Below are 22,070 nucleotides of genomic sequence, written 5' to 3'. Positions count from 1 at the left end.
TATGAGGATAATTGATTCGTATATATGAATAGCTCATGTACTCTTTTTTAACATATACAATTCAATTTAGTATATAATTTTGATACATAATTTTAATAAAAAAAACCTTCTAATTGATTTTTATCATAAAATCAACTAGAAGATTCATATAGTTTAACATTTATACATTATATATCACTAAAATATAAGCATTATACTGACTTTTACTATATATTATGTATTCATTTTACTAACAACATTTTATTATTTTGTAGCTTCTAAACATTGCTCTATAACCTTATTATCATTTATACCTATTGCAGTAACTTTATTAGCATTATTTAATATACTCTTATCGCTTTTGTCTGAAACTAAAACAACAGGAGCGTTTTTAGCCATTGGTGAAGCAACTAAAGCATAAACTAAATCATCTCCACTTGCCACATAAAACTCTTTTGTTTCATTATAAAACTTCTTAATTACATTCTTATTAGTTTCATATCTATCACTACCATCAATTCTAGTTGCTCTATATCTACTTACTATATAATCACTTAGTGTAGATTTTCCTCCAATAGCATATACTGGAACAGGTGAAACACCAAACCATGGGTCTAAATCTGTATCTTCTTCTGCTGAAGCTATATCCTTTGTCAATAAAATAGGAGCACCATCTCTGTATGCAACAGACGCAACACTCACTGCATCAGCCTCGTCTTTAAATCCATTTACTAAAAACGTCTTATCACTACTCTTTATCTTTTCTATTTCAGCTGCAATTTTATAACTTGTATCTACTCTATCTACTCCATCAATTCTTATAACCTGCATTCTTCTCATAAGTAGCATTTTTTCTACATCTTTACTTATAGTATTTTCGCCACCTATTATATATATCTTAGTAACTCTATTAAGCCTTTGTAAAGTGGCTTCTGGTATATCATTCTTATTAGTTAATAAAATTGCTGCATTATTTACCCCTGCAAGACCACTAGCAGAAATACCATCGACCATCGTAGAATCCGAGTTGATAAGTACAGCTGTTGTATAATCTTGCTTATCAGAAATAATACCAGCTGTTTCATATTTATCCGTTCCCTTGATATTTTCGATTTTATCTAGTGCATTTGCTGATGTTGGAAAACTAACACTTAATAATAATGCTGAAATACCTAATGCTAATATTCTTTTACTAAACTTCATAAATTACCTCCCTCAAAATAAATATATTTAGTATTAGTATAATATAAATTCGCTTAAAAGTAGTGTAGAAATAGTTACACTTTTTTTATAATTTAAATCACTCTAAATTACACACATCTCATCCATTAAAATAACTTCATTCATCCTATAAGCTAAAGCGTCCCATGTTTTTTTTGACATATCTGCAAATGACCTTTTCTCTAAATTGGATAATAGATACTGTATTTTAGAGTCCATTGCATTATATAAATTCTTCTCAAATATAGATAACTCTTCTTCATTTGGAATACCTTCTCCATGCATAGAAGGTAGAGTTACATATTCTATCTTGCCAGAATCATTAATTTGGCTACCAATCCACTCTCTAACACCAGGAATATCAGTGGTAATTACATCTAACCCACATGATAAAGCCTCTAAAACTACAACTGGTAACCCTTCATAAAACGATGGTAATACAAATATATGTGACTTATTAAATAACTCCGCTAAGTCACTTTGGTCTAATTTTCCTAGGAAATTCATTTTAAATGGAGATTGATTTGCAAGCTTAACAATCTCATTATAAGATTCAATATCACTTCCTGTACCTGCAAAATTGACTTCTATTAAATCTTTACGATATATTAGTTCAGATATAGCTTTTATAAATGGAATCAACCCTTTTGACTTACATATCTTCCCTGCAAACACTATCCTTATCTTATCACCTTGCATTTTATAATTTTTATCATAAAATACACTATCATTGTATCCACTGCCAATCACAACTACTTTACTTTCACTTACTCCAAAACTTTTTACAATATCATCTTTTTGCTTTTTATGAAGAGCAAATATTAAATCCAATTTTTTTATATTTGATATTATATATTCTTTTTCTAAATCTATAGTATTTAACTGTCTTAAACAAGTCCCATGACAAACAGACATAACTTTAATATCTTTCACAATCTCTCTGACAAATGCTGTTAAAAGATATAAATGATGACATATTATAATATCTGGCTTAAAATCTTCCATAGCTCTGTCTATATTTATTTTAAATTGATGTTTTAATCTATCTATCATTTCTACATTTAAATCTCTATATCTAGTACTTTCATATGGCATAGAATCACTCATTCCTACAACAGGAAAATTTAGTTCTCCACAATTATACTTTACTGGATAAAAACTTATATCACTTGAAAAACAGTTTACATTGTCATTAACATCTATACCTGCAATTACAGCTTGCTCATGACCTATTTTTTCAAACCCTTTTATCATACCACACATGTATATTCCACTACCCGTACTATTTGGTTTTTGTGTTATTATATGAAGAATTTTCACTTTTTTACTTACCGCCCCTCTAAAATTAAACAATTTCATATAATCTAATCATTATATATATCTAGATACAAACAGGATGAATCATCTTTTACTTTAAATCTTGGAACTTTAATTGCTTTATAGTCGTTATCCTCAAAGTCTCTAACTTCATTATGTATATATCCTATACCAAATTTTTCTGCTATACGTATCAATTCTTCTTCTTTTATGAGGTTATACCTATCACATGCACTTGTAAAGCCATCACTTGTTAACATCAATTGAAAATCTTTTTTTATTTCTAAGTATCCATATATTGAATTTTCCACAGCATCCTCATCAAAATCCAATATCCAGTATCCATCTTTGGTATTCTTTTTCAATCTATTGCTTACTATTGTATCCATGACACTTGACTTTATCTCATCAAAAGTCATTTCTTTTAAATTAGAAAACTTACTCATTTCATCAAACACAGCATTATCAAATTTACAGATAGTTCTATCTTTTATGACTTTAGAATCTCCATTTTTAATAAACAAAGCACAATCTCCTAATAAAAAATACTCTACTTTATTTTCATGAAACTTAACAATGACTATAGAACTTGATGGCAAATCTAATTTTTCGACCTTTATTCCATTTAATTTCATCTCATACTCTTTTTTAACTTCTTTTATCCCACTACTGATAATACTCTTTAATGATTCTTCTCTATTCATATTTTTATATAAATACTTATTCCACCACTGAACATACCATCTTGCATCGCTTTCATTTGATACTAAGTTTTTTCCATTGAGCCCTGTCGCACCATCCAAAATCCACGCACCAAATGGGCTTATACCAACTACATCTTCATTAAATTTAGCTGTACCCTGACTACACAATAGGCTATAGTCTCTTATATTTAAAGCCATATCATCCTCCAAATTGAATATCTAAAAATAAAGTTCTATTTAAAATTATACAGCAAATAAAAAAATCTACAACAAAACTTGTTGTAGATTTTTAATTTAATCAGTATTTAATTTATATTCTTTACACTTTAATGATGGAACAATCTATTTTTAGTAAATGCCATAACTATATTGTACTTATTGCAAGTTAATATAACATTATCATCACGAATAGAGCCACCTGGTTGTGCTATAAAACTTACTCCACTTCTTTTAGCACGTTCTATATTATCTCCAAATGGGAAAAATGCATCAGAACCAAGAGCTACTCCTGTTAGAGTTTTAAGCCATGCTCTTTTACCTTCTCCAGTAAGAGGTTCTGGTTTTTCTTCAAAGAAATTTTGCCATATACCATCAGCAAGTACATCCATATAATCATCAGAAAGATATACATCAATAGTATTATCTCTATCTGGACGACCTATATCTTTTTTAAATTTTAAATTTAATACTTTAGGATGTTGGCGAAGATACCAAATATCAGCTTTATTACCTGCAAGTCTAGTACAGTGAATACGTGATTGTTGTCCTGCACCTACTCCTATTACTTGTCCATCTTTAACATAACAAACTGAGTTTGATTGTGTATATTTTAATGTGATAAGAGCTATAATTAAATCACGCTTTGCGTTATCTGTAAAGATTTTATTATCAGTTGGGATATCTTTTAACAGGTCTTCATTTATTAATATTTCATTTCTGCCTTGTTCAAAAGTAATTCCATAAACATCCTTTGTTTCAATAGGTTCAGGAGTATAATTTTCATCAATTTTTACAATATTGTAATTACCTTTACGCTTTCCTTTTAATATTTCAAGAGCCTCATCTGTATATCCTGGGGCTATTACACCATCAGAAACCTCTCTCGCTATAATAGTTGCAGTTTCTTTATCACACACATCTGAAAGTGCTATAAAATCTCCATAAGAAGACATTCTATCTGCCCCTCTTGCCATTGCATAAGCACAAGCTAATGGAGAAAGCTCTAAATCATCAACAAAGTATATTTGCTTTAAAGTATCTGATAAAGGTATACCTACTGCTGCACCTGCTGGACTTACATGTTTAAATGAAGTTGCTGCTGGAAGACCAGTAGCCTCTTTTAATTCTTTTACAAGTTGCCAACTATTAAATGCATCCAAAAAATTTATGTATCCAGGCTTTCCATTTAATACTTCTATAGGAAGTTCTCCATTTTTCATATAAATCTTTGATGGTTTTTGGTTTGGATTACAGCCATACTTTAGTTCTAGTTCTTTTGCCATATACTCATCCCTCTCTATAGTAAATTAATCTTAAATTTGACTAATCCCATATTAATTAAATTATTCGTACTAATAAAATTATATGGCATATTTATCCATTAATCAACTATATTTTTTAAAACTCCTATTCCTTCGACTTTACATTCAACCACATCACCATGTTTTAAATATACTTGAGGATTCATTCCCATAGCAACACCTGCTGGAGTTCCAGTTGAAATTATATCTCCTGGTTTTAGAGTCATTCCTCTTGATAAATCACTTATTACAGTAGGTATATCAAATATAAAATATTTTGTATTAGAATCTTGTCTTACTTCTCCATTTACCACACTACTTATATCCAGTTTTAAAGGATGCTCAAATTCTTCTTTATGTACTATGCAAGGCCCCATAGAGGTATGTGTATCTAAACTTTTTCCTCTATACCACTGCACATGTTTGTCTTGAAGTGCTCTTTCACTTATATCATTCATTATTGTATATCCAAATATATATTCATAGGCATCTTCTTTTGATATATTTATACCTTCTTTTCCTATAATTACTGCTAGCTCTGATTCATAATCCAGCTTTTCTACTAAATCTCCATGCAAACTTATCTTATCATCTACTCCAATTGCCTTATCTGCTCTTTTAGAGAAATAAATTGGATAGTCTGGCATAACTACATTTTTTATAACACCATCTGGAATTTCATTGACATGGTCTTTATAGTTTAGACCTAAACATATAATATCTTTTTTAGGTCTTACAATTGGGGAACATAATTTCACTTCTTCTAACTTATAACACTTTGCATTTTCAAATGAATTGTTTTTTATTTTTTCTAAATCACCTGTAGATACATTTTCAATAAAATCATTCATATCTGTATATAATTTACTTAATCCCAAACTATTAATTTCATATATACTATTTGCTTCTGAGTTAAATACACCTATATTTTCTTCATTGCCAGTACAGAAAGTTACAAATTTCATTTCTATTCCTCCATTCAATAATTTGATTAATAATATTTTATTTTTATTAGTTTATATCAATTGTAATAGATAATATATATATGTCAATATATATTTAAAAATAGAGTTCTAAAAAGTATAACAATTCATAAATATCAGAAATTATTATAAGTAATATAATTAGTAAAAGTAAAATAATTATAAGAATGGAGTTTTAAAAACTTTATTTATGCAGATAAATTTTCTATAAAACACAATAAAAAAAAGGTATCCTTAATAAAATAAGCATACCTACACTCTTTCAATATTATTATATACAGCCATTTTATAGTTATAATATTTTTTATTTAGACAAAACCTCTTGGTAAAACCTATTTACTTATAAACTTTCATTAAATCTTCTCCAATACATATATCTCCAGTTCTTAAAATTTCAACTCTATCTATGTCATAAGAATTGGTTATAACTATAGGAGTTATAACAGATTTAACGCTTTTTTTAATTTTTTCTAAATTAAATCTTATAAGTTTTTGCCCACAGTAAACTTTATCTCCTGCATTTACTAATACTTCAAATCCATCTCCATTCATCTTTACAGTATCTAATCCGATATGTATTAGTATCTCCAAACCATCTTCACTCTTTATGCATATAGCATGTTTAGATGGCAAAAACACTTGAATCACCTCACCATCAACAGGAGAAGATACGACTCCTTCTTGTGGCTCTATAGCAATCCCATCACCTAGCATTTTACTAGAAAAAGCATCATCAGGAACATCAGTTATACTTAATACTTTCCCTGTAAGTGGCGATTGTAATATTCCTTTTATATAATTACTTTTTACTTCTTCATTTTTATTTTTTGAGAATAACTTTTTGAACATATTAAATCTCCTCATTCCAATAATTTAAATTAACTTCTCGTATTATCTACATTATACACTTTAATTCATAAAATATATTACCTGAAATATACTATATATATTTATTCCAGTAATAATTATAGTCATATACGAGAACATATATTTAACTCTTTTGTCATCCATATTTTTACTAATAGAGGAACCTATAATTCCTCCCAACACTGCTCCTATTATCATAAAAGGTAATCCAGATAAATCATATATACCAAACCCTGTATTTATGAAAACTGTAACTAACTTTGAAATATTAGAAAATAAAATAGTTATAATGGAATTAAACGCAGCTTCTTTAACTGATAATCCAAATAATATTGTAAACACGGCCACATTTATAGGACCTCCACCTATTCCTAAAAATGAAGATGTAACCCCTAAAAAAATGCCAACAATAAAATATGTAATGTTAGTATTAAACTTAACATTTAAACTTTTATCTCTATATAAATAAACCATTACTAACAAAATAATCATCATAATATTTTGAGTTATTTTTATTATAGAAGGATTATTTACATATGAAATAGATAAATCTAATAACCTTTGACCTATAGTACCTCCTAATACTGATGCTACACCAATTAAAATAAGTCTAAAGTTTATTTTAAAAAGTTTTGATTTAATTTGTTTATATACAGAAACAATTGCCATCGATAACACAGTAAAAGATGATAACACACTTATAGTTGAAACATCAAATATTCCAATCAAATCTAGTACTGGCTTTATTATTACACCTCCACCAATACCTGTTATAGCTCCTATAGTTGTTGAAAGTACAGCTATTGCAAATAAAATTACATTCATTTAAAACCATCCTAACTAAATTTACTCTGCTCAAAACCCTTTAATTATACATAATTTTTAATCACTTTAACTTAGAATGCTAAATACTAAAATTATTTTGGTATTTGATTTTTATATACTAATACTGATATTTTTTCTAAATCACCAAAAGTAGACATTAAAAATTCTTTATATCCACAGTAATTATTACTAGAATCAATATACATAGAATTTTTCATTCTTTTGCATCCACCACCACATATTTTGTGAAAATTACACTTTAAACAAATACTTTCTTTGTTTATATCTTTATGCAAAAATTCTTGCATTTTAGATTTTCTTAAAATATCCAATAAAGTGTTATCTTTTATATTACCTAAATTAAAGTTATCTAGTACATAAAAATCACATGGATATACACTTCCATCAGCCTCTATTACAAATTGCGGTTGGCATTTCCCAATTATCCCACAGGTACTAGGAATTCCTGTAATTAAAACAGATATAAGATTATCGAACAAATTAATACTTATATAATTTCCTTTATCAAACTCATTTTTCCAAAGCTTAAATATTATTTTATAAAAGTATGCAAAATATTTAGGTTCTAAAGAGTACTCTGACTTAGTTTTACAGTCTAAATCATCTAAACAAGGTATAAATTGTATATACTTCACATTGTTTAATTTTATAAAATTAAAAACCTCTTTTGGATTAAGTGCAATCTGTTTTGTCAAAACACACAGTATGTTAAAGTTTATCTTGTGTGTTTCCAGTAGTTTTTTTGTATTTATTACATCTATATAACTTCCCTTATTATCTGAATATACACGATTTTTATCATGCAAGTCTTCTAGTAAATCTAATGATAATCCTACTAAAAAATTATTTTTCTTTAAGAACTCACACCATTGATTATCAATAAGAGTTCCATTCGTTTGAATAGAGTAGTTTACTGTTATATTTTTTTTTATTTTACTAACATACTCAATAAAATATTGGAAAAATCTTAATCCAGCTAAAGTAGGCTCTCCACCTTGAAAAGCAAATGTAACTATATCTCCATTATCCAAAATTTCAAATGTATTATTTACTATGTTTTTTATAGTGTCTTCCTGCATAATACCATAGGATTTTACTTCTCTTAAATCACTCACATTTCCATAAAAACAATATCTACATCTCAAATTACATAACGATGAAACAGGTTTAATTAAAACTGATATACTTTTCATTATAAAAGACCTTCTTTATTAAATATTTTTTACTTGTTTAATATTTTCTACTTATCAGATAATAGTCTATAATATTCGTCTCTTCCTGGATAAGCTCTACCCTCTTCTATTTCTGTTTTCCATCTACTTGAGCCTGTTCCTTTTACAGGTCCTTTTAAAAGTGGGTCATTCGTTTCTAACATCCAATTATCAACTTTCTTTCTCAATTCCTCTGCTATGTCTTGATAATCTGAATCATTTATCAGATTATTTTCTTCTAGTGGGTCTTTTCTTAAATCATAAAGTTCTTCTTTATCATTAGGAACATAAAATTTATCTCTAACAGCTTTACCTGATAAACTCAAATGTGAATCAACTGTAATATATATTTTAGGCCCATCTTCAAAATTTTTAACATAGCTATATTCATTAGTCCTTATGCCTCTCATTGGTCTATATTGGTCATGCCATGTCATTTCTGTAAAGAATGAGTCTCTACCTATATCTTCATTAGTTTTTAATAAATTGGCAAAACTTTCTCCATCTATATTTTTAGGAATTTCAGCTTCTATTAAATCTAGTATCGTTGGCAATAAATCAACATTACATAATAATGCTTCTTTTTTTACATTTTTTTGAGAGGAATTAGGTAATAAAATTATAAGTGCTGTCTCTAATCCTGCTTCTTTTAACATTCCTTTAGCTCCTGGAAAAGCAACTCCATGGTCTGTTGTCAGTATAACAATTGTATTTTTATCTAATCCTGTTTCTTGTAATTTATTATATATTTTGCCTATTGCCTTATCCAATACTTTTGCTGAACCATTATATAAAGCTATATCTTTTCTTACATCTTCTGTATCGGGTAAAAACTTAAATACCTCTACTTCATCCAATTTATCTGCATAAGGTTTATATTCATCAAAATCTCTATGTGTTTCAAAAAATCCTATATTTAAATAAAATGGCTTTTCCTGATTTTCTTTATATTCCTCTAAAAATTTAACTGCCTCTTTAGCAACCTTAGGAGCTCTATCCCCTGGAACCGCTATAAAATTATCATATCCTAAGTCATAGGTTGAAGAAAATACTCTATCTTTTATTGGTGGTGCTTCATTTATTGTTTCATGGCTTAGTCCTATTAATGTTGTTTCATATCCGTTTTTTTGTAACTCCATAGGAAGTGTTGTATGTTTAGAATCTATACAAAATCCTAGATGTGCAAGTCCCATTAACCCATTATTGTGAGGGTATAATCCAGTTAGTATACTTCCTCTACTTGGACTGCATTGAGGTGCTGCACAAAAATAATTATCAAATTGAATTCCTTCTTGAGCTAATTTATTTATACATGGAGTTTCCACATTATATCCATAGTTACTGAATTTTCTACCACTGTCATGAGAAATCATAAGTAAAATATTTGGTTTCATTAATACTACCTCTTTCCATTATTTTTTTATATCCTTACTATAAAATGCTACTGTTTCATAAGGTCTTAACTCTAACTTAGGTTCTAAATCTCGCTTTTCATAGTTCCCTATCAAATATGTAAATGATTTTCCTAAAAATTCCTCACTAATCTCAACTTCAACTTCACAATCATAGAAGTTGTTAAATACTATTAATCTTTCATCTTCTAAGCCTCTAACATAAGCATAAACCTTATCATTATCTAGTAAAATTCCCTTATAGGAACCTTCAGATATAATATTTAATTGCTTTCTTAAAGATATTAACTTTTGATAGAAGTTAAAAATTGACCCTTCTTTAAGTTCCTTTTCAACATTTATCTCTTTATAATTTTCAGCTATTTTAATCCATGGCTTCCCATTTGTAAAACCTGCATTTAATTTATCTGACCACTGCATAGGTGTACGACTATTATCTCTGGATTTGGACTTTATAATATTCATTATTGTTTCTTTTTCAATTTTATTTTTTAAAAATTCACTATACGCATTATGAGTTTCAACATCTAAATAATCATCTATTCTTTCAAAATTTGGATTTGTCATACCTATTTCTTCACCTTGATATATATATGGTGTTCCTCTTAATAGATGTATTGTAGCAGCTAACATTTTTGATGCTTCAACTCTGTATTCTTCATTACAAAATCTACTAATAGCTCTTGGTTGGTCATGATTATTCCAAAATAGTGCATTCCAGCCACCGCCACTTTCAATCTTTTCTTGCCATTCATTTAAGAGTTTTTTCAACATCATAAAGTCAAAAGGCATATCACTCCACTTTTCTCCATTTTCATAATCTACTTTTAGATGATGAAAATTAAATGTCATTGAAAGCTCTTTTTCTTTTGGAGAAGAATATAATATACAATTTTCAATAGCTGTTGAAGACATTTCTCCAACAGTTGTTATGCCCTCAACTCTTCCAAAAGTTTCTTTATTCATTTCTTTAATAAATTCATGGACAATAGGTTTATCTGTATACATTTCTTTTCCTATATTATTTGTAGAGTCTTTCAATTCTTCATCTTTGCCAATTACATTTATTACATCAAACCTAAATCCCTTAACTCCTCTATCTATCCAAAAATTTACAACTTTATATAATTCTTCCCTAACCTCAGGATTACGCCAGTTGAGGTCGGCTTGTGTAACATCATATAAGTGTAAGTAGTACTTATCTGTATCCCCAAATTTTCCCCAAGCATCTCCACCAAATTTAGATTTCCAATTTGTTGGTAGTTGATTATTTTCTTTGCCATCTCTAATGAAGTAGAAATCTTGATACTTTTTATCTCCTGCCAAAGCTTTTTTAAACCATTTATGTTCTGTTGATGTGTGATTTAACACCATATCCAGCATCAACTCTATATTATATTTTTTACTTTCATCCACTAACTTTTCAAAATCCTCCATAGTTCCAAACATAGAATCTATTGATGTATAGTCAGCAATATCATATCCATTATCCCTTTGTGGAGAAACAAAAAATGGGTTAATCCAAATTATATCTACACCTAATTTATATAAATAAGGTAATTTCTCTATAATTCCTTTTAAATCTCCTATCCCATCATTATTAGAATCATTAAATGATTTTGGATATATTTGATAAATAACTTTCTTCTTGAAATCCATACGCAAATTTTTCCTTTCATTTTTGTCTAGACAATTTTTATATTTTTATAATAAACCTTTTTTTTGTTAAAATCAATATTTACTCTAAATAAAAAAATATATTCCCTATACTCCTTCCAAATTTTCTCTTACTTTTCTGATTTTCCAATAATATACAATTTATATTTTAGTAATTAAATTTCAGAAAAATTTAGGATAACGTTGACATAAAAATTTCTCTATGGTATATTATTTTCAAGATTTGTCTATACAACATCACATTCTAAGGGGGAGGTAATTTTATGAGTACATTAAAAGAAAATACATATCATAAAGAGCAGGTTGAACAAATCCTTGAAGCAATTGGGGGAGTAGAGAATATAATATCTGCAACACACTGTATTACTAGATTAAGATTTGCTCTAAATTCAGAAAGTAAAGTTAATGTAAAGCAATTAGAACAAATAGATATAGTGAAAGGAAGCTTTACCTCAAATGGTCAATTTCAAGTTATTATAGGTCCAGGTCTTGTGAATAAAGTTTATGCTACATTAATAGAAATTACGGGGCTTAAGGAAGCAACAAAATCTGAGGTTAAAGAGATTTCTAATAAAAAATTAAATCCACTTCAAAAAGCTATAAAGGTGTTGGCAGATATATTCATTCCTATATTACCTGCTATAGTTGCCTCTGGTTTATTGATGGGTATAAATAATCTACTTGCTAACCCAGGAATTTTCTATGAACAACCCTTTTTAGAAGTTCATAGCAATTGGGCTGGTATATCTAATATGATTAATCTTATAGCAAATACTTCTTTTTCATTTTTACCTGCACTAATAGGTTGGTCAGCCGTTAAAAAGTTTGGAGGAAATCCTGTACTTGGTATTGTATTAGGTCTTATTTTAATTAATCCAGATTTAATGCCTGGTGCACAATACTCTAAAACACCTGAAGCTGTTACTTACTGGAATATATTAGGTTTTAATATTGCTAAAATAGGCTATCAAGGACAAGTAATCCCTGTTTTATGTTCTTCTTATCTTCTAGCAACAATTGAAAAGTTCTTAACTAAAAAAATTCCTGAGATGGTTCAACTTATTTTTGTTGCTCCTCTTACATTATTAATAACTGGTTTCTTAACATTCTCTATCATAGGTCCTATAACAATGTCATTTGCAAACTTAATTACAAGTGGAATTCTTGGATTATTTGAAATTAATGCAGTCCTTGCAGGAGCACTTTTTGGATTCATATTATCTCCATTGGTTATAACAGGAATGCATCACTTATTCTTAGGTATAAATTTACAAATGATAGGTACTTTAGGATTTGCTACATTATGGCCAATACAAGTTATGGCTAGCCTTGGTCAAGGTGCAGCAGCTTTGACAATGTTCTTTATATTAAAAAATAAAAAAATCAAGGGTGTTGCATTAACAGCTTCAATTTCAGCTTGGTTAGGTATTACTGAACCTGCAATATTTGGTATAAACTTACGTTATCGTTTCCCATTCATAGCATCTATGATAGGTGCAGGTATAGCTGGAGGGGTTGTATCTTACTTTAATGTTAAAGCAAGTTCTATAGGTATATCAGGGTTACCAGCGTTTTTATCTATATTTACAGACCAATGGGGTGTTTACTTCTTGGCAATGGGACTTTCTATAGCCATTACTTGTATCCTTACATACATATTCTCAAAGAGCAAATACTTTAATAAAGAATTTATAGAAAATTAAATAATATATGGTCTAATAAAAAAAGAGTGTCTAAATATACTGAAACTCAATCATTAGAATTTTGATTTAACAATTGAGGGTACAGTACAAAAAAGACACTCTTTTTATATAATTAAAGATTTCTTCTTCTTGCAAAATCTACAAATCTAAATGTATCAACTCTATGTCTAGATTCATGATACTGAAATAATCTTGTATCTTCTAAATAAACTTCACTTCGTATCACTACAACATGTGTGTCTGTTCCAACATCTAGCAATATTTTATCTTCTTCTGTAACAGGAGCTACTGTTACTTCTTTATTTGCATAACCTATTTTTAGTTCTAAATTTTTCTCTATATAATTAAATATTGAACTTTGAACCGCTGTTAATGGTATTTCTGGTATTATTTCAGATATAAAGTAATCTTTATCTAAAATAACAGCTTCTCCATTAATTTTTCTAAGCCTTTCAACTGCTATAATCTTAGTTTTTGTATCTATATCTAGTTTTTTACAAATTTCTAAAGGCATAATCTCCTTTTTATTTTTTAGTACACTTATTTCTGTATCTAAATTTTTATTCTTTTGTAATTCATTGAAACTAATCAACCCTGACCCTTCTATTTCAAATTTATTTATATCTAAAACAATAGCCCCTTTACCTTGTTTTTTTTGTATAAACCCCTTCTCTAGTAAAAGCGACTGTGCTTTTCTAATAGTTTCTCTTGATACTCGATATTTTTGAGCAAGCTTTACTTCTGTTGGTAAAAGCTCTCCTACTTCATATACATTATTTCTTATATCTTTCTCTAAATCTAAATATATTTCATAAAATTTCTTCAAGTAAATCACTCTCATTCATAATTAGTTTTAGTTTGTACACTCATCTTATTTTATATAAATATCATATTATTGGCTAACCTGTCAAATAGTCTTCTTAATATTTAAAAAAATAAATTGTATAAGTAATACAATTTATTTCTTACTTGTGATAGAAAATATATTTACATTCAATTTGTATTGTAGCAATTTATCCAGTTCTTATATAAATTTATTAAAATAACTTCATACAAAAAAATAAACTCCAGATACTAGAGTTTATTTTATATATGTAGCTATCATTTATTCTCTTCATGCACTTATTACAATTATTTAAGTATATATAATCATATTATCTGTCTAGTAAGTATAGTAAACAGACTTCTCAATATTATACAAAAGCTTACATCTTTAAATCTTGACTTAACAATACCAAGTATAATACCAAAAACAGTACCTATAATAATTTTTGAAATAACAACTTCAAATGTATAGTAAGAGTTATTATATAACATTATGTAATTACGTATAACATCTATATATCCTATATTATAAATACCAGATAAGATAGATGTTATACATACAACTTTACTCTTTGATTTTATAAAATTGTTTAAATAATTCCAGATGTACTCTCTAAAAAATAATTCTTCAAATACTGGAATTATTAATACAGATAAAGTCATCATAGTTACATTAAAAAACATATAGCTTCTATTATAATAAATTGAGATTACAGCTAGAGATAAGACTACTATAAAAAGTATCAACTTACACCTTTTTATAAGTACACTATCTTTATTTTCCTTGAAAGCTTCTGTAATCTTTCTATTTCTCATTTTATTATACAAAGAACTATTTTTCAAAAATAAAATTAATGATAATCCAACTAGTGTAAAAGAAATTAAATTTACAATATTAAAATTTTCAAGAGTAAATTCAAATTGACTTAGAAGTATATAATTTAAAATCATTCTTACTATCTGAACTATGAACATCAATGAAATAGAATCTATTATACATTTTTTATAACTATACTTCATCCCCAATTTAAATCACCCCATGTGTATACTAATCGTAAAGTCCATTTAGTACTCTACTCACAGTTGCTTTACTCCAACTTGTTTCACTTGAAATTTCTTTATAGCTTAAACCATCTCTTCTCAAGTTTTTTATATTATTTATATCATCATCAGTAATTTGCTTTTCCTTTGGCTTAAGACTATTTTTATAACTTCTAAGTCTATCTAATTCTGATTTCAAACTATCTACTTCAAATTGTTTTTTTTGAAGCTTACTCTCATAAGAGTCTCTCATTTCATTAAATTCTTTGATGTAATTTACTTTCCAATCCTCATCAATTTTTGTTTTAAATATACCCATATTTGAACCTCCTTAAATTTTGTTACTATAGTTATGTATCGATTATAAACATTAATTTCTATACTTATCTTTAAAATCCTTGTACATAACCCTTATATAAGTTAGTAAAATTCAGATATATTTTTACAATTTTAAATATATATTAACAATATCAAAAAAACATACTGTCTTAATATAATATATTATACATTAAAATTTATTAAAATGGACTTTTTCATAATCCAAATCAGAGTCACAGTATGATTTTTTTTCTTCATCAGGGTAGCCTATAGAAATTATACATTCTACACTGTACTTATCAGGTATGTTCAGTTCATCTCTAATATATTTATCAGCATCTATACTATCATCATGCATCCTATTTCTTACCTGTATCCAACAAGAACCTAATCCAAGCTCATGAGATTGAAGCTGTATATATGAAGCAGCAATACTTGCATCTTCTATCCAAACATCATTTTTTTCTTTATCTCCAATAACTACAATAGCTAAAGGTGCATTTTTTAGGAAAAACCCACCACCTTTAGTCCTACACTGAGATAAATTAGTCAATGTTTCTTTATCGTCTACCACGATAAATTCCCATGTTCTAAGTCCCTTTGATGATGGTGCTAAAAGAACCGCTTTTAATATCTTATCTAACTTCTCTTTTTCTACTTCAATATTTTTATACTTTCTAATACTTCTTCTTTTTTTTAGAAATTCAATCATCTAAATAAACCCTTTCATAATAGCATACATTTGGCTTACATTATTCCCCTACTAGTACTAAAAATGTATCCTTTAGCCTTTGTATGATAAATACTTTTTATAATATTTTATCATAACAATAGAAAGATTTCTCTTTTCCTAGGAAACTCATTTCACCAATTTTAATAAAGCCACATTTTATAAGCAATGAATTCATCTTTGAGTTTATTGAATATGTATCACTCTTTAAATATGATACATTGTTTTCTTTAGCTAATTCTTCAGCAAAATTAACTAGTCTAGATGCAATTCCCATCTTTCTAAAACTTGGATTTACTGCCATTCTATGTACTACCATAGCCTTATCATTAGATGACCAATTTAAATCTATATATTCTTTAGGTTCATCATAATTAATACATATAAATCCTGCTATTTTTCCATCTACTTCTTCTACATATAAATCTTGTTTCTCAATGTCAGAAATAAAGTCTTTATCTGATGGATAATTTTCATCCCACTGTGTATTATTATAGCCTTTCATTTCTTCAACTGTTGATTTTATAATTCCCATAATACTATCTAAGTCACTTATATTTGCTTTTCTAATCATAAAAATATCTCCTTATATTCATCCATTAATTTATTATCTTTTTACTCTAAACCATTCTTCTTCTATATTTTTTCTCATTTTCTCTAGTATATTATTTGCTGTTTGCTTCTCTTCATCTGTAAGATTATTAAAACATATTTCTATACTTCTATTTTCTTCTTCAATTATTAGCTCATATACTTCTAAAGATTTATTGGTAGGAGTTAAATTGTATCCTCTTTTGTCAAACTCATCTTGCTTTTTATCTACATATCCAGCTTTTATTAACTTCTGTATAGCTTTAGTTGTAGTGGCCTTATCTACTTTTAACACATTTGATAATTCTACAAGGTTTATTCCAGGATTTTCACAAATTCGTGTTAAAAAAGTAAATTGCCCTTTTTGTAACTTTAATTCTTTGTACTTCATATCATTTATTGAATTTACTGCTCTAGATAAAGTACCAACTTCTCTTAATATATTACTGTCTAAAGTTTTAATCAAATGCACCTCCAATCAATATCTCTAAATTCAAAATATTTTTAGTTGAACTTTCAACTATATTTGTATATTACCATATATTGGTTGAATACTCAACTAAAAAAACAACTTTTTTACATTTATTTTTGTTTTTGACTGGATGTTTACAAATATATCATTACAAAACTAAATTAAGAGCTGTTAATTGTCCCATATACAATTAACAGCTCTTTTTAAAACTTACATCATATTATTATAAACAACAACTAAATATACTTACATACCTCATCTGCAAATTCGGTAGTTGAAGCTGAACCACCTAAATCTACAGTTAATTTGCTTCCATCAAGAAATACTTTTTCTAGAGCTGTTTCTATCTTTTGTGCATTTTCATATTCTCCTAAATATCTAAGCATCATTACTGATGATTGAATAAGCGCTGTTGGATTAGCCTTATTTTGCCCAGCTATTTGTGGAGCACTTCCATGAACAGCTTCAAATATAGCACAATCTTTACCAATGTTTGCACTTGGAATTATACCCAAGCCTCCAACAAGACCAGCTCCTAAATCAGATAGTATATCTCCATAAAGATTTGGCATTACCATTACATCATAATTTTCTGGATTTAAAACTAAGTTCATAGCTGCTGCATCTACAATTAAATCATCATACTCAACACCATGTTTTGATGCTACTTCTCTAAATACATCTAAAAACAAACCATCAGACATTTTCATTATATTCGCTTTATGTATAGCAGTGACTTTTTTTCTCTTGTTATCTTTAACATAGTTACATGCAAAGTCAACAATTCTCTCACTTGCTCCTCTTGTTATTATCTTTATACTTTCAGCTGCATAATCACCTATCTTATGCTCTATACCAGCATATAAGTCTTCTGTATTTTCCCTTACTACAACTAAATCAACATCTTCATATCTTGACTTTATACCTTTAAAACTCTTAATTGGTCTTAAATTAACATATAAATCTAATGCTTGTCTCAAAGTTACATTTACACTTCTAAACCCTTTCCCCACAGGAGTAGTGATTGGACCTTTTATAGCTATTTTGTTCTTTTTTATACTATCTATAATATATTGAGGAAGTGGAGTTCCATATTCCTCAATAACTGCTTCTCCTGCATTAACTTCTTCCCATTCTATCTCTACTCCAGTAGCTTCTACAACCTTTTTCATAGCTTTCGCAACTTCTGGTCCTATTCCATCTCCTGGTATAAGTGTCACTTTATACATCAATATTCCCTCTTTTCATATTAATTAGCTTGATTCTTAGTGTAATTTAATTTTCCACCTGCTTTTAATACATCAACTTCTTTTGCTGATAATTCTACTTTAACTTTGAAAGAAGCTCCTTTACTTATATTCTTAACCTCTAAAACACCGCTATCTAAATTATCTAAAATATTTGGTATTTCCAGATTATCTAAAAGAGATAAATTTTCATAATCTTTTTCATCACAAAACTCCATTGGAATTATTCCACTGTTTATTAAATTGGCTTTGTGTATTCTTGCAAAACTTTTTACTATTACTCCTTTAACACCAAGATATAATGGTGCTAAAGCAGCGTGTTCTCTGCTTGAACCTTGTCCATAGTTGTCTCCACCAATTATAAATCCACCATTATTATCTTTTGCTCTTTGAGGAAACTCTGTATCCACAGTATTAAAACAATAGTTTGCAAGATATGGTATGTTACTTCTAAAAGGAAGTAACTTGGCATTTGATGGCATTATATGGTCAGTAGTTATATTATCTTCTGTCTTTAATATTACGTTTCCGCTTATAGACTCACTTAGTTCTGTGTTAAGAGGGAAAGGTTTTATATTAGGACCTCTAACTACTTCTACATCACTTCCTACATCAGAAGGCTTTATTATCATACTATCATCTATTAAAAATTCACTTACATCTAAGTTTTCAAATTTAACATCAAATTCTCTTGGGTCTGTAAGTTCTCCTTTTATAGCACTTACTGCTGCTACTTCTGGGCTCACTAAATATACTTGTGCTGATAGAGTTCCACTTCTTCCATAGAAGTTTCTATTGAAAGTTCTTAAGGATACAGAATCAGTTCCTGGAGATTGCCCCATACCTATACATGGCCCACAAGAGTTTTCTAATATTCTAGCTCCAGCACTTATTATATCTCCTAAAGCTCCATTTCTAGCTATCATTTCCATAACCTGTCTTGAGCCTGGTGCTATTACCAAACTTACATTCTTATGAACTTTGTTTCCTTTTAAGATTTGAGCTACTTTCATTAAGTCTTCATAAGAAGAATTTGTACAGCTTCCTATCGCAACTTGGTCTATTTTTATCTTTCCTATATTTTCAACTTCATCTACATTATCTGGACTATGAGGCTTTGCAGCTAATGGTTTTAATTCATCTAAGTTTATAGTAATCTCTTCATCATAAACTGCATCTGAATCAGGTTTTAGTTCCATCCATGCATCTTCTCTTCCTTGACTCTTAAAAAACTCTAATGTTTTTTCATCACTTGGGAATATTGAAGTAGTTGCTCCAAGTTCAGCTCCCATGTTTGTTATTGTGGCTCTTTGTGGAACAGATAGATTTTTAACTCCTTCTCCTCCATATTCGTAGACTTTACCTACGCCCCCTTTTACAGTTTGTTTTCTCAACACTTCTAATATTATATCTTTTGAAGATACCATATTATTTAATTTTCCAACTAAGTTTACCTTACAGACGATTGGTGCTTTTATATAGTATGCTCCTCCTGCCATAGCTAGAGCAACATCCAATCCCCCAGCACCAATAGCCATCATACCAACACCACCAGCAGTAGGCGTGTGACTATCAGAACCCAAAAGTGTATCTCCTGGTGTTGAAAATCTTTCTAAAAATACTTGATGGCAGATACCATTTCCTGGTTTAGAAAAATAAACACCGTATTTGTCAGCTACTGTTTGTATATATTTATGGTCATCTGCATTTTCAAATCCTTGTTGTAACATATTATGGTCTACAAATGCAACACTTCTTTTTGTTTTTACTTTATCTATGCCCATAGCTTCTAATTGAAGATATGTCATTGTTCCAGTGGAATCTTGTGTTAAAGTCTGGTCTATTTTTATCCCAATTGAATTGCCAGCAACAGCCTCTCCATCCACTATATGTTTTTTGATTATTTTATAAACTATATTATCTCCCATACTTTCCTCCTAAACAATTATATCTTAAATATATGAACCTCTAACTGCTTCTTCTTCTGTTGTACCTTTTTCATGTGCTAGTATATCACAATATAATTGAAGAATCTCTTTATCCATCAAACTTCTTTTCAATCTTATAGATGTAGCTCTTATTGCATTTAATAATTTGGTAGCGTTTTCTGGAGAAATATACATTTCATATTCACTCAATTTATTTATTACTGCTGCTCTTCCTGAATGCTTTCCTATTACTATTTTTCTTTCAAGATTTACTTCACTTGGGTCAAATGGTTCATAGTTATGTGGGTCTTTTAATGCTCCATCAGCATGTATACCAGATTCATGTATAAACATATTATCTCCAACTACTGGTTTCCATGTAGGAAGTATTCTTCCTGATGCTTGTGACACATATTCACATATTCCTCTAAATTTTCTAGTATCTACGTTATTTAAATCACATTTATAGATGCATTTAAGTGCCATTAAAACTTCTTCTAATGCTGCATTTCCAGCTCTTTCGCCTAAGCCATTAACTGTAACTCCAACATAATTTGCTCCTGCTGCTAATCCTGCAAGTGCATTTGCAGTTGCCATACCAAAATCATTATGTGTATGCATTTCTATGTCAAAATTAGTTCTTTCGTAAAGAGTTTCTATTGCATTTTTTATAGAAAAAGGATTCATAACTCCTACTGTATCACAATATCTAAATCTATCTGCTCCTGCTTGCTTTCCAACATTTATAAACTCAGTTAAGAAGTCGATATCCGCTCTTGAAGCATCTTCTCCATTTACTGAAACATATAATCCGTTTTTCTTTGCAAATTCAACTGTCTTAGCCATATTCTCTAAAACCCAACCTCTAGAAGTTCTAAGTTTATTTTCTATATGAATATCAGATACTGATATTGATATGGCTACTGCATCAACACCACAAGAAATAGATTCTTCAACATCTTTTATCACTGCTCTATTCCAAGCCATTATATCTGCTTTTAAATTTCTATTACATATGTGCTTTATTACATTTTTTTCGTCTCCACCCATAGTAGGTATACCAACTTCAATTTGGTCAACACCTAAATCACTTAACATTTCAGCAATCATTATTTTTTCTCTATTCGCAAATACAACCCCAGCTGTTTGTTCCCCATCTCTTAAAGTAGTATCTACTATTTTGATTTCCTTTGCTCTATCTTTTGATATAATGCACATATTAATGCCCCCCTTAGTATACATTTAGTTTTAATAATATTAGGTCTTATCTTTCAGTGATGTCTCTAACTTTTGATTATTTTTTTATTTTTTATTCATTTTAATTTCATTTGCAATTTATTTTTTTAGCTTTTCATATCTTGTAATCTATTATATTACTTTATATTAATTATTGCACTATATTTTTTCCTTTTTGTGAAAACTTCTTAAAAATGAAAGTTATTATGTTTTTCTTGCATTTTAATTTAATTTATAAATAG

At 28.6% G+C, this 22,070-nt stretch carries 20 protein-coding genes; 1 reads left to right on the top strand and 19 read right to left on the bottom strand.

What is annotated here, in order from left to right; all coding sequences use genetic code 11:
* Positions 1-243: 243 nt before the first annotated feature.
* From IC175_RS09345 to treC, 10 genes are all read right to left on the bottom strand, one after another.
* On the bottom strand, positions 244-1,182 hold the full coding sequence (locus IC175_RS09345) for a cell wall-binding repeat-containing protein (protein ID WP_227433339.1): 939 nt from the start codon (positions 1,180-1,182) through the stop codon (positions 244-246).
* A 102-nt stretch (positions 1,183-1,284) separates the two neighbouring features.
* Entirely contained in the window at positions 1,285-2,520 is a 1,236-nt protein-coding gene (locus tag IC175_RS09340) for a glycosyltransferase family 4 protein (RefSeq protein ID WP_227824754.1), read from the bottom strand.
* A gap of 44 nt (positions 2,521-2,564) precedes the next feature.
* Complete coding sequence (locus IC175_RS09335; protein WP_227845563.1) at positions 2,565-3,419, bottom strand: hypothetical protein; 855 nt, start codon at positions 3,417-3,419, stop codon at positions 2,565-2,567.
* A gap of 128 nt (positions 3,420-3,547) precedes the next feature.
* Entirely contained in the window at positions 3,548-4,723 is a 1,176-nt protein-coding gene (locus IC175_RS09330) for a phosphoribosylaminoimidazolecarboxamide formyltransferase (RefSeq protein ID WP_227433342.1), read from the bottom strand.
* Positions 4,724-4,821: 98 nt separating this feature from the next.
* Entirely contained in the window at positions 4,822-5,706 is an 885-nt protein-coding gene (locus IC175_RS09325) for a fumarylacetoacetate hydrolase family protein (protein WP_227433343.1), read from the bottom strand.
* Positions 5,707-6,060: 354 nt separating this feature from the next.
* Positions 6,061-6,573: a PTS glucose transporter subunit IIA gene (locus IC175_RS09320; RefSeq protein WP_227433344.1), complete on the bottom strand. Its 513-nt coding sequence runs from the start codon at positions 6,571-6,573 to the stop codon at positions 6,061-6,063.
* A gap of 60 nt (positions 6,574-6,633) precedes the next feature.
* Entirely contained in the window at positions 6,634-7,416 is a 783-nt protein-coding gene (locus IC175_RS09315) for a sulfite exporter TauE/SafE family protein (RefSeq protein WP_227433345.1), read from the bottom strand.
* 92 nt (positions 7,417-7,508) lie between these two features.
* On the bottom strand, positions 7,509-8,630 hold the full coding sequence (locus tag IC175_RS09310) for a radical SAM/SPASM domain-containing protein (RefSeq protein ID WP_227433346.1): 1,122 nt from the start codon (positions 8,628-8,630) through the stop codon (positions 7,509-7,511).
* 47 nt (positions 8,631-8,677) lie between these two features.
* Complete coding sequence (locus IC175_RS09305; RefSeq protein ID WP_227433347.1) at positions 8,678-10,042, bottom strand: sulfatase; 1,365 nt, start codon at positions 10,040-10,042, stop codon at positions 8,678-8,680.
* Positions 10,043-10,060: 18 nt separating this feature from the next.
* Positions 10,061-11,719 (bottom strand): alpha,alpha-phosphotrehalase, encoded by a 1,659-nt coding sequence (gene treC / locus IC175_RS09300; protein WP_227851455.1) that lies wholly within the window; start codon positions 11,717-11,719, stop codon positions 10,061-10,063.
* A gap of 281 nt (positions 11,720-12,000) precedes the next feature.
* Here treC and treB point away from each other — a divergent pair, with 281 nt between their 5' ends.
* Positions 12,001-13,440: a PTS trehalose transporter subunit IIBC gene (treB, locus tag IC175_RS09295; protein ID WP_227433349.1), complete on the top strand. Its 1,440-nt coding sequence runs from the start codon at positions 12,001-12,003 to the stop codon at positions 13,438-13,440.
* 112 nt (positions 13,441-13,552) lie between these two features.
* On the opposite strand, the gene treR is transcribed toward treB, so the two are convergent.
* From treR to nifV, 9 genes are all read right to left on the bottom strand, one after another.
* Positions 13,553-14,275 (bottom strand): trehalose operon repressor, encoded by a 723-nt coding sequence (gene treR / locus IC175_RS09290; protein ID WP_413927240.1) that lies wholly within the window; start codon positions 14,273-14,275, stop codon positions 13,553-13,555.
* A 314-nt stretch (positions 14,276-14,589) separates the two neighbouring features.
* A complete protein-coding gene (locus IC175_RS09285) occupies positions 14,590-15,285 on the bottom strand; it encodes a CPBP family intramembrane glutamic endopeptidase (protein WP_227433658.1) in 696 nt (231 codons plus the stop codon).
* Positions 15,286-15,313: 28 nt separating this feature from the next.
* Positions 15,314-15,625 (bottom strand): helix-turn-helix domain-containing protein, encoded by a 312-nt coding sequence (locus tag IC175_RS09280; protein WP_227433351.1) that lies wholly within the window; start codon positions 15,623-15,625, stop codon positions 15,314-15,316.
* 189 nt (positions 15,626-15,814) lie between these two features.
* Complete coding sequence (locus IC175_RS09275) at positions 15,815-16,336, bottom strand: nitroreductase family protein (protein WP_227851454.1); 522 nt, start codon at positions 16,334-16,336, stop codon at positions 15,815-15,817.
* A gap of 97 nt (positions 16,337-16,433) precedes the next feature.
* The gene (locus tag IC175_RS09270; RefSeq protein ID WP_227824747.1) at positions 16,434-16,928 is read right to left on the bottom strand and encodes a GNAT family N-acetyltransferase; all 495 of its coding nucleotides are present in this window, start codon (positions 16,926-16,928) and stop codon (positions 16,434-16,436) included.
* A gap of 33 nt (positions 16,929-16,961) precedes the next feature.
* Positions 16,962-17,411: a MarR family winged helix-turn-helix transcriptional regulator gene (locus IC175_RS09265; RefSeq protein WP_227482971.1), complete on the bottom strand. Its 450-nt coding sequence runs from the start codon at positions 17,409-17,411 to the stop codon at positions 16,962-16,964.
* 242 nt (positions 17,412-17,653) lie between these two features.
* The gene (locus IC175_RS09260; RefSeq protein ID WP_227482972.1) at positions 17,654-18,646 is read right to left on the bottom strand and encodes an isocitrate/isopropylmalate dehydrogenase family protein; all 993 of its coding nucleotides are present in this window, start codon (positions 18,644-18,646) and stop codon (positions 17,654-17,656) included.
* 20 nt (positions 18,647-18,666) lie between these two features.
* Positions 18,667-20,592 (bottom strand): aconitate hydratase, encoded by a 1,926-nt coding sequence (locus tag IC175_RS09255; RefSeq protein WP_227433356.1) that lies wholly within the window; start codon positions 20,590-20,592, stop codon positions 18,667-18,669.
* A 24-nt stretch (positions 20,593-20,616) separates the two neighbouring features.
* Positions 20,617-21,810, bottom strand: coding sequence for a homocitrate synthase (gene nifV, locus IC175_RS09250; protein ID WP_227433357.1), 1,194 nt, complete (start codon positions 21,808-21,810; stop codon positions 20,617-20,619).
* Positions 21,811-22,070: the final 260 nt, after the last annotated feature.

Origin of the sequence: Clostridioides sp. ES-S-0123-01 (genome assembly GCF_020658415.1) — a bacterium.
Classification (GTDB): Bacteria; Bacillota; Clostridia; order Peptostreptococcales; family Peptostreptococcaceae; genus Clostridioides.
The sequence above is the reverse complement of the archived record's forward strand: the minus strand, read 5'-3'. Positions and strand labels throughout refer to the sequence as shown.

Bases quoted from the DNA above. Each gene is read 5' to 3' on its own strand.
- IC175_RS09320 (WP_227433344.1), bottom strand. From the start codon at position 6,573: ATGTTCAAAAAGTTATTCTCAAAAAATAAAAATGAAGAAGTAAAAAGT.
- IC175_RS09280 (WP_227433351.1), bottom strand. From the start codon at position 15,625: ATGGGTATATTTAAAACAAAAATTGATGAGGATTGGAAAGTAAATTAC.
- IC175_RS09335 (WP_227845563.1), bottom strand. From the start codon at position 3,419: ATGGCTTTAAATATAAGAGACTATAGCCTATTGTGTAGTCAGGGTACA.
- IC175_RS09275 (WP_227851454.1), bottom strand. From the start codon at position 16,336: ATGATTGAATTTCTAAAAAAAAGAAGAAGTATTAGAAAGTATAAAAAT.
- IC175_RS09260 (WP_227482972.1), bottom strand. From the start codon at position 18,646: ATGTATAAAGTGACACTTATACCAGGAGATGGAATAGGACCAGAAGTT.
- treC (WP_227851455.1), bottom strand. From the start codon at position 11,719: ATGGATTTCAAGAAGAAAGTTATTTATCAAATATATCCAAAATCATTT.
- IC175_RS09285 (WP_227433658.1), bottom strand. From the start codon at position 15,285: ATGAAGTATAGTTATAAAAAATGTATAATAGATTCTATTTCATTGATG.
- IC175_RS09310 (WP_227433346.1), bottom strand. From the start codon at position 8,630: ATGAAAAGTATATCAGTTTTAATTAAACCTGTTTCATCGTTATGTAAT.
- IC175_RS09345 (WP_227433339.1), bottom strand. From the start codon at position 1,182: ATGAAGTTTAGTAAAAGAATATTAGCATTAGGTATTTCAGCATTATTA.
- IC175_RS09255 (WP_227433356.1), bottom strand. From the start codon at position 20,592: ATGGGAGATAATATAGTTTATAAAATAATCAAAAAACATATAGTGGAT.
- IC175_RS09305 (WP_227433347.1), bottom strand. From the start codon at position 10,042: ATGAAACCAAATATTTTACTTATGATTTCTCATGACAGTGGTAGAAAA.
- IC175_RS09330 (WP_227433342.1), bottom strand. From the start codon at position 4,723: ATGGCAAAAGAACTAGAACTAAAGTATGGCTGTAATCCAAACCAAAAA.
- IC175_RS09325 (WP_227433343.1), bottom strand. From the start codon at position 5,706: ATGAAATTTGTAACTTTCTGTACTGGCAATGAAGAAAATATAGGTGTA.
- nifV (WP_227433357.1), bottom strand. From the start codon at position 21,810: ATGTGCATTATATCAAAAGATAGAGCAAAGGAAATCAAAATAGTAGAT.
- treB (WP_227433349.1), top strand. From the start codon at position 12,001: ATGAGTACATTAAAAGAAAATACATATCATAAAGAGCAGGTTGAACAA.
- IC175_RS09315 (WP_227433345.1), bottom strand. From the start codon at position 7,416: ATGAATGTAATTTTATTTGCAATAGCTGTACTTTCAACAACTATAGGA.
- IC175_RS09270 (WP_227824747.1), bottom strand. From the start codon at position 16,928: ATGATTAGAAAAGCAAATATAAGTGACTTAGATAGTATTATGGGAATT.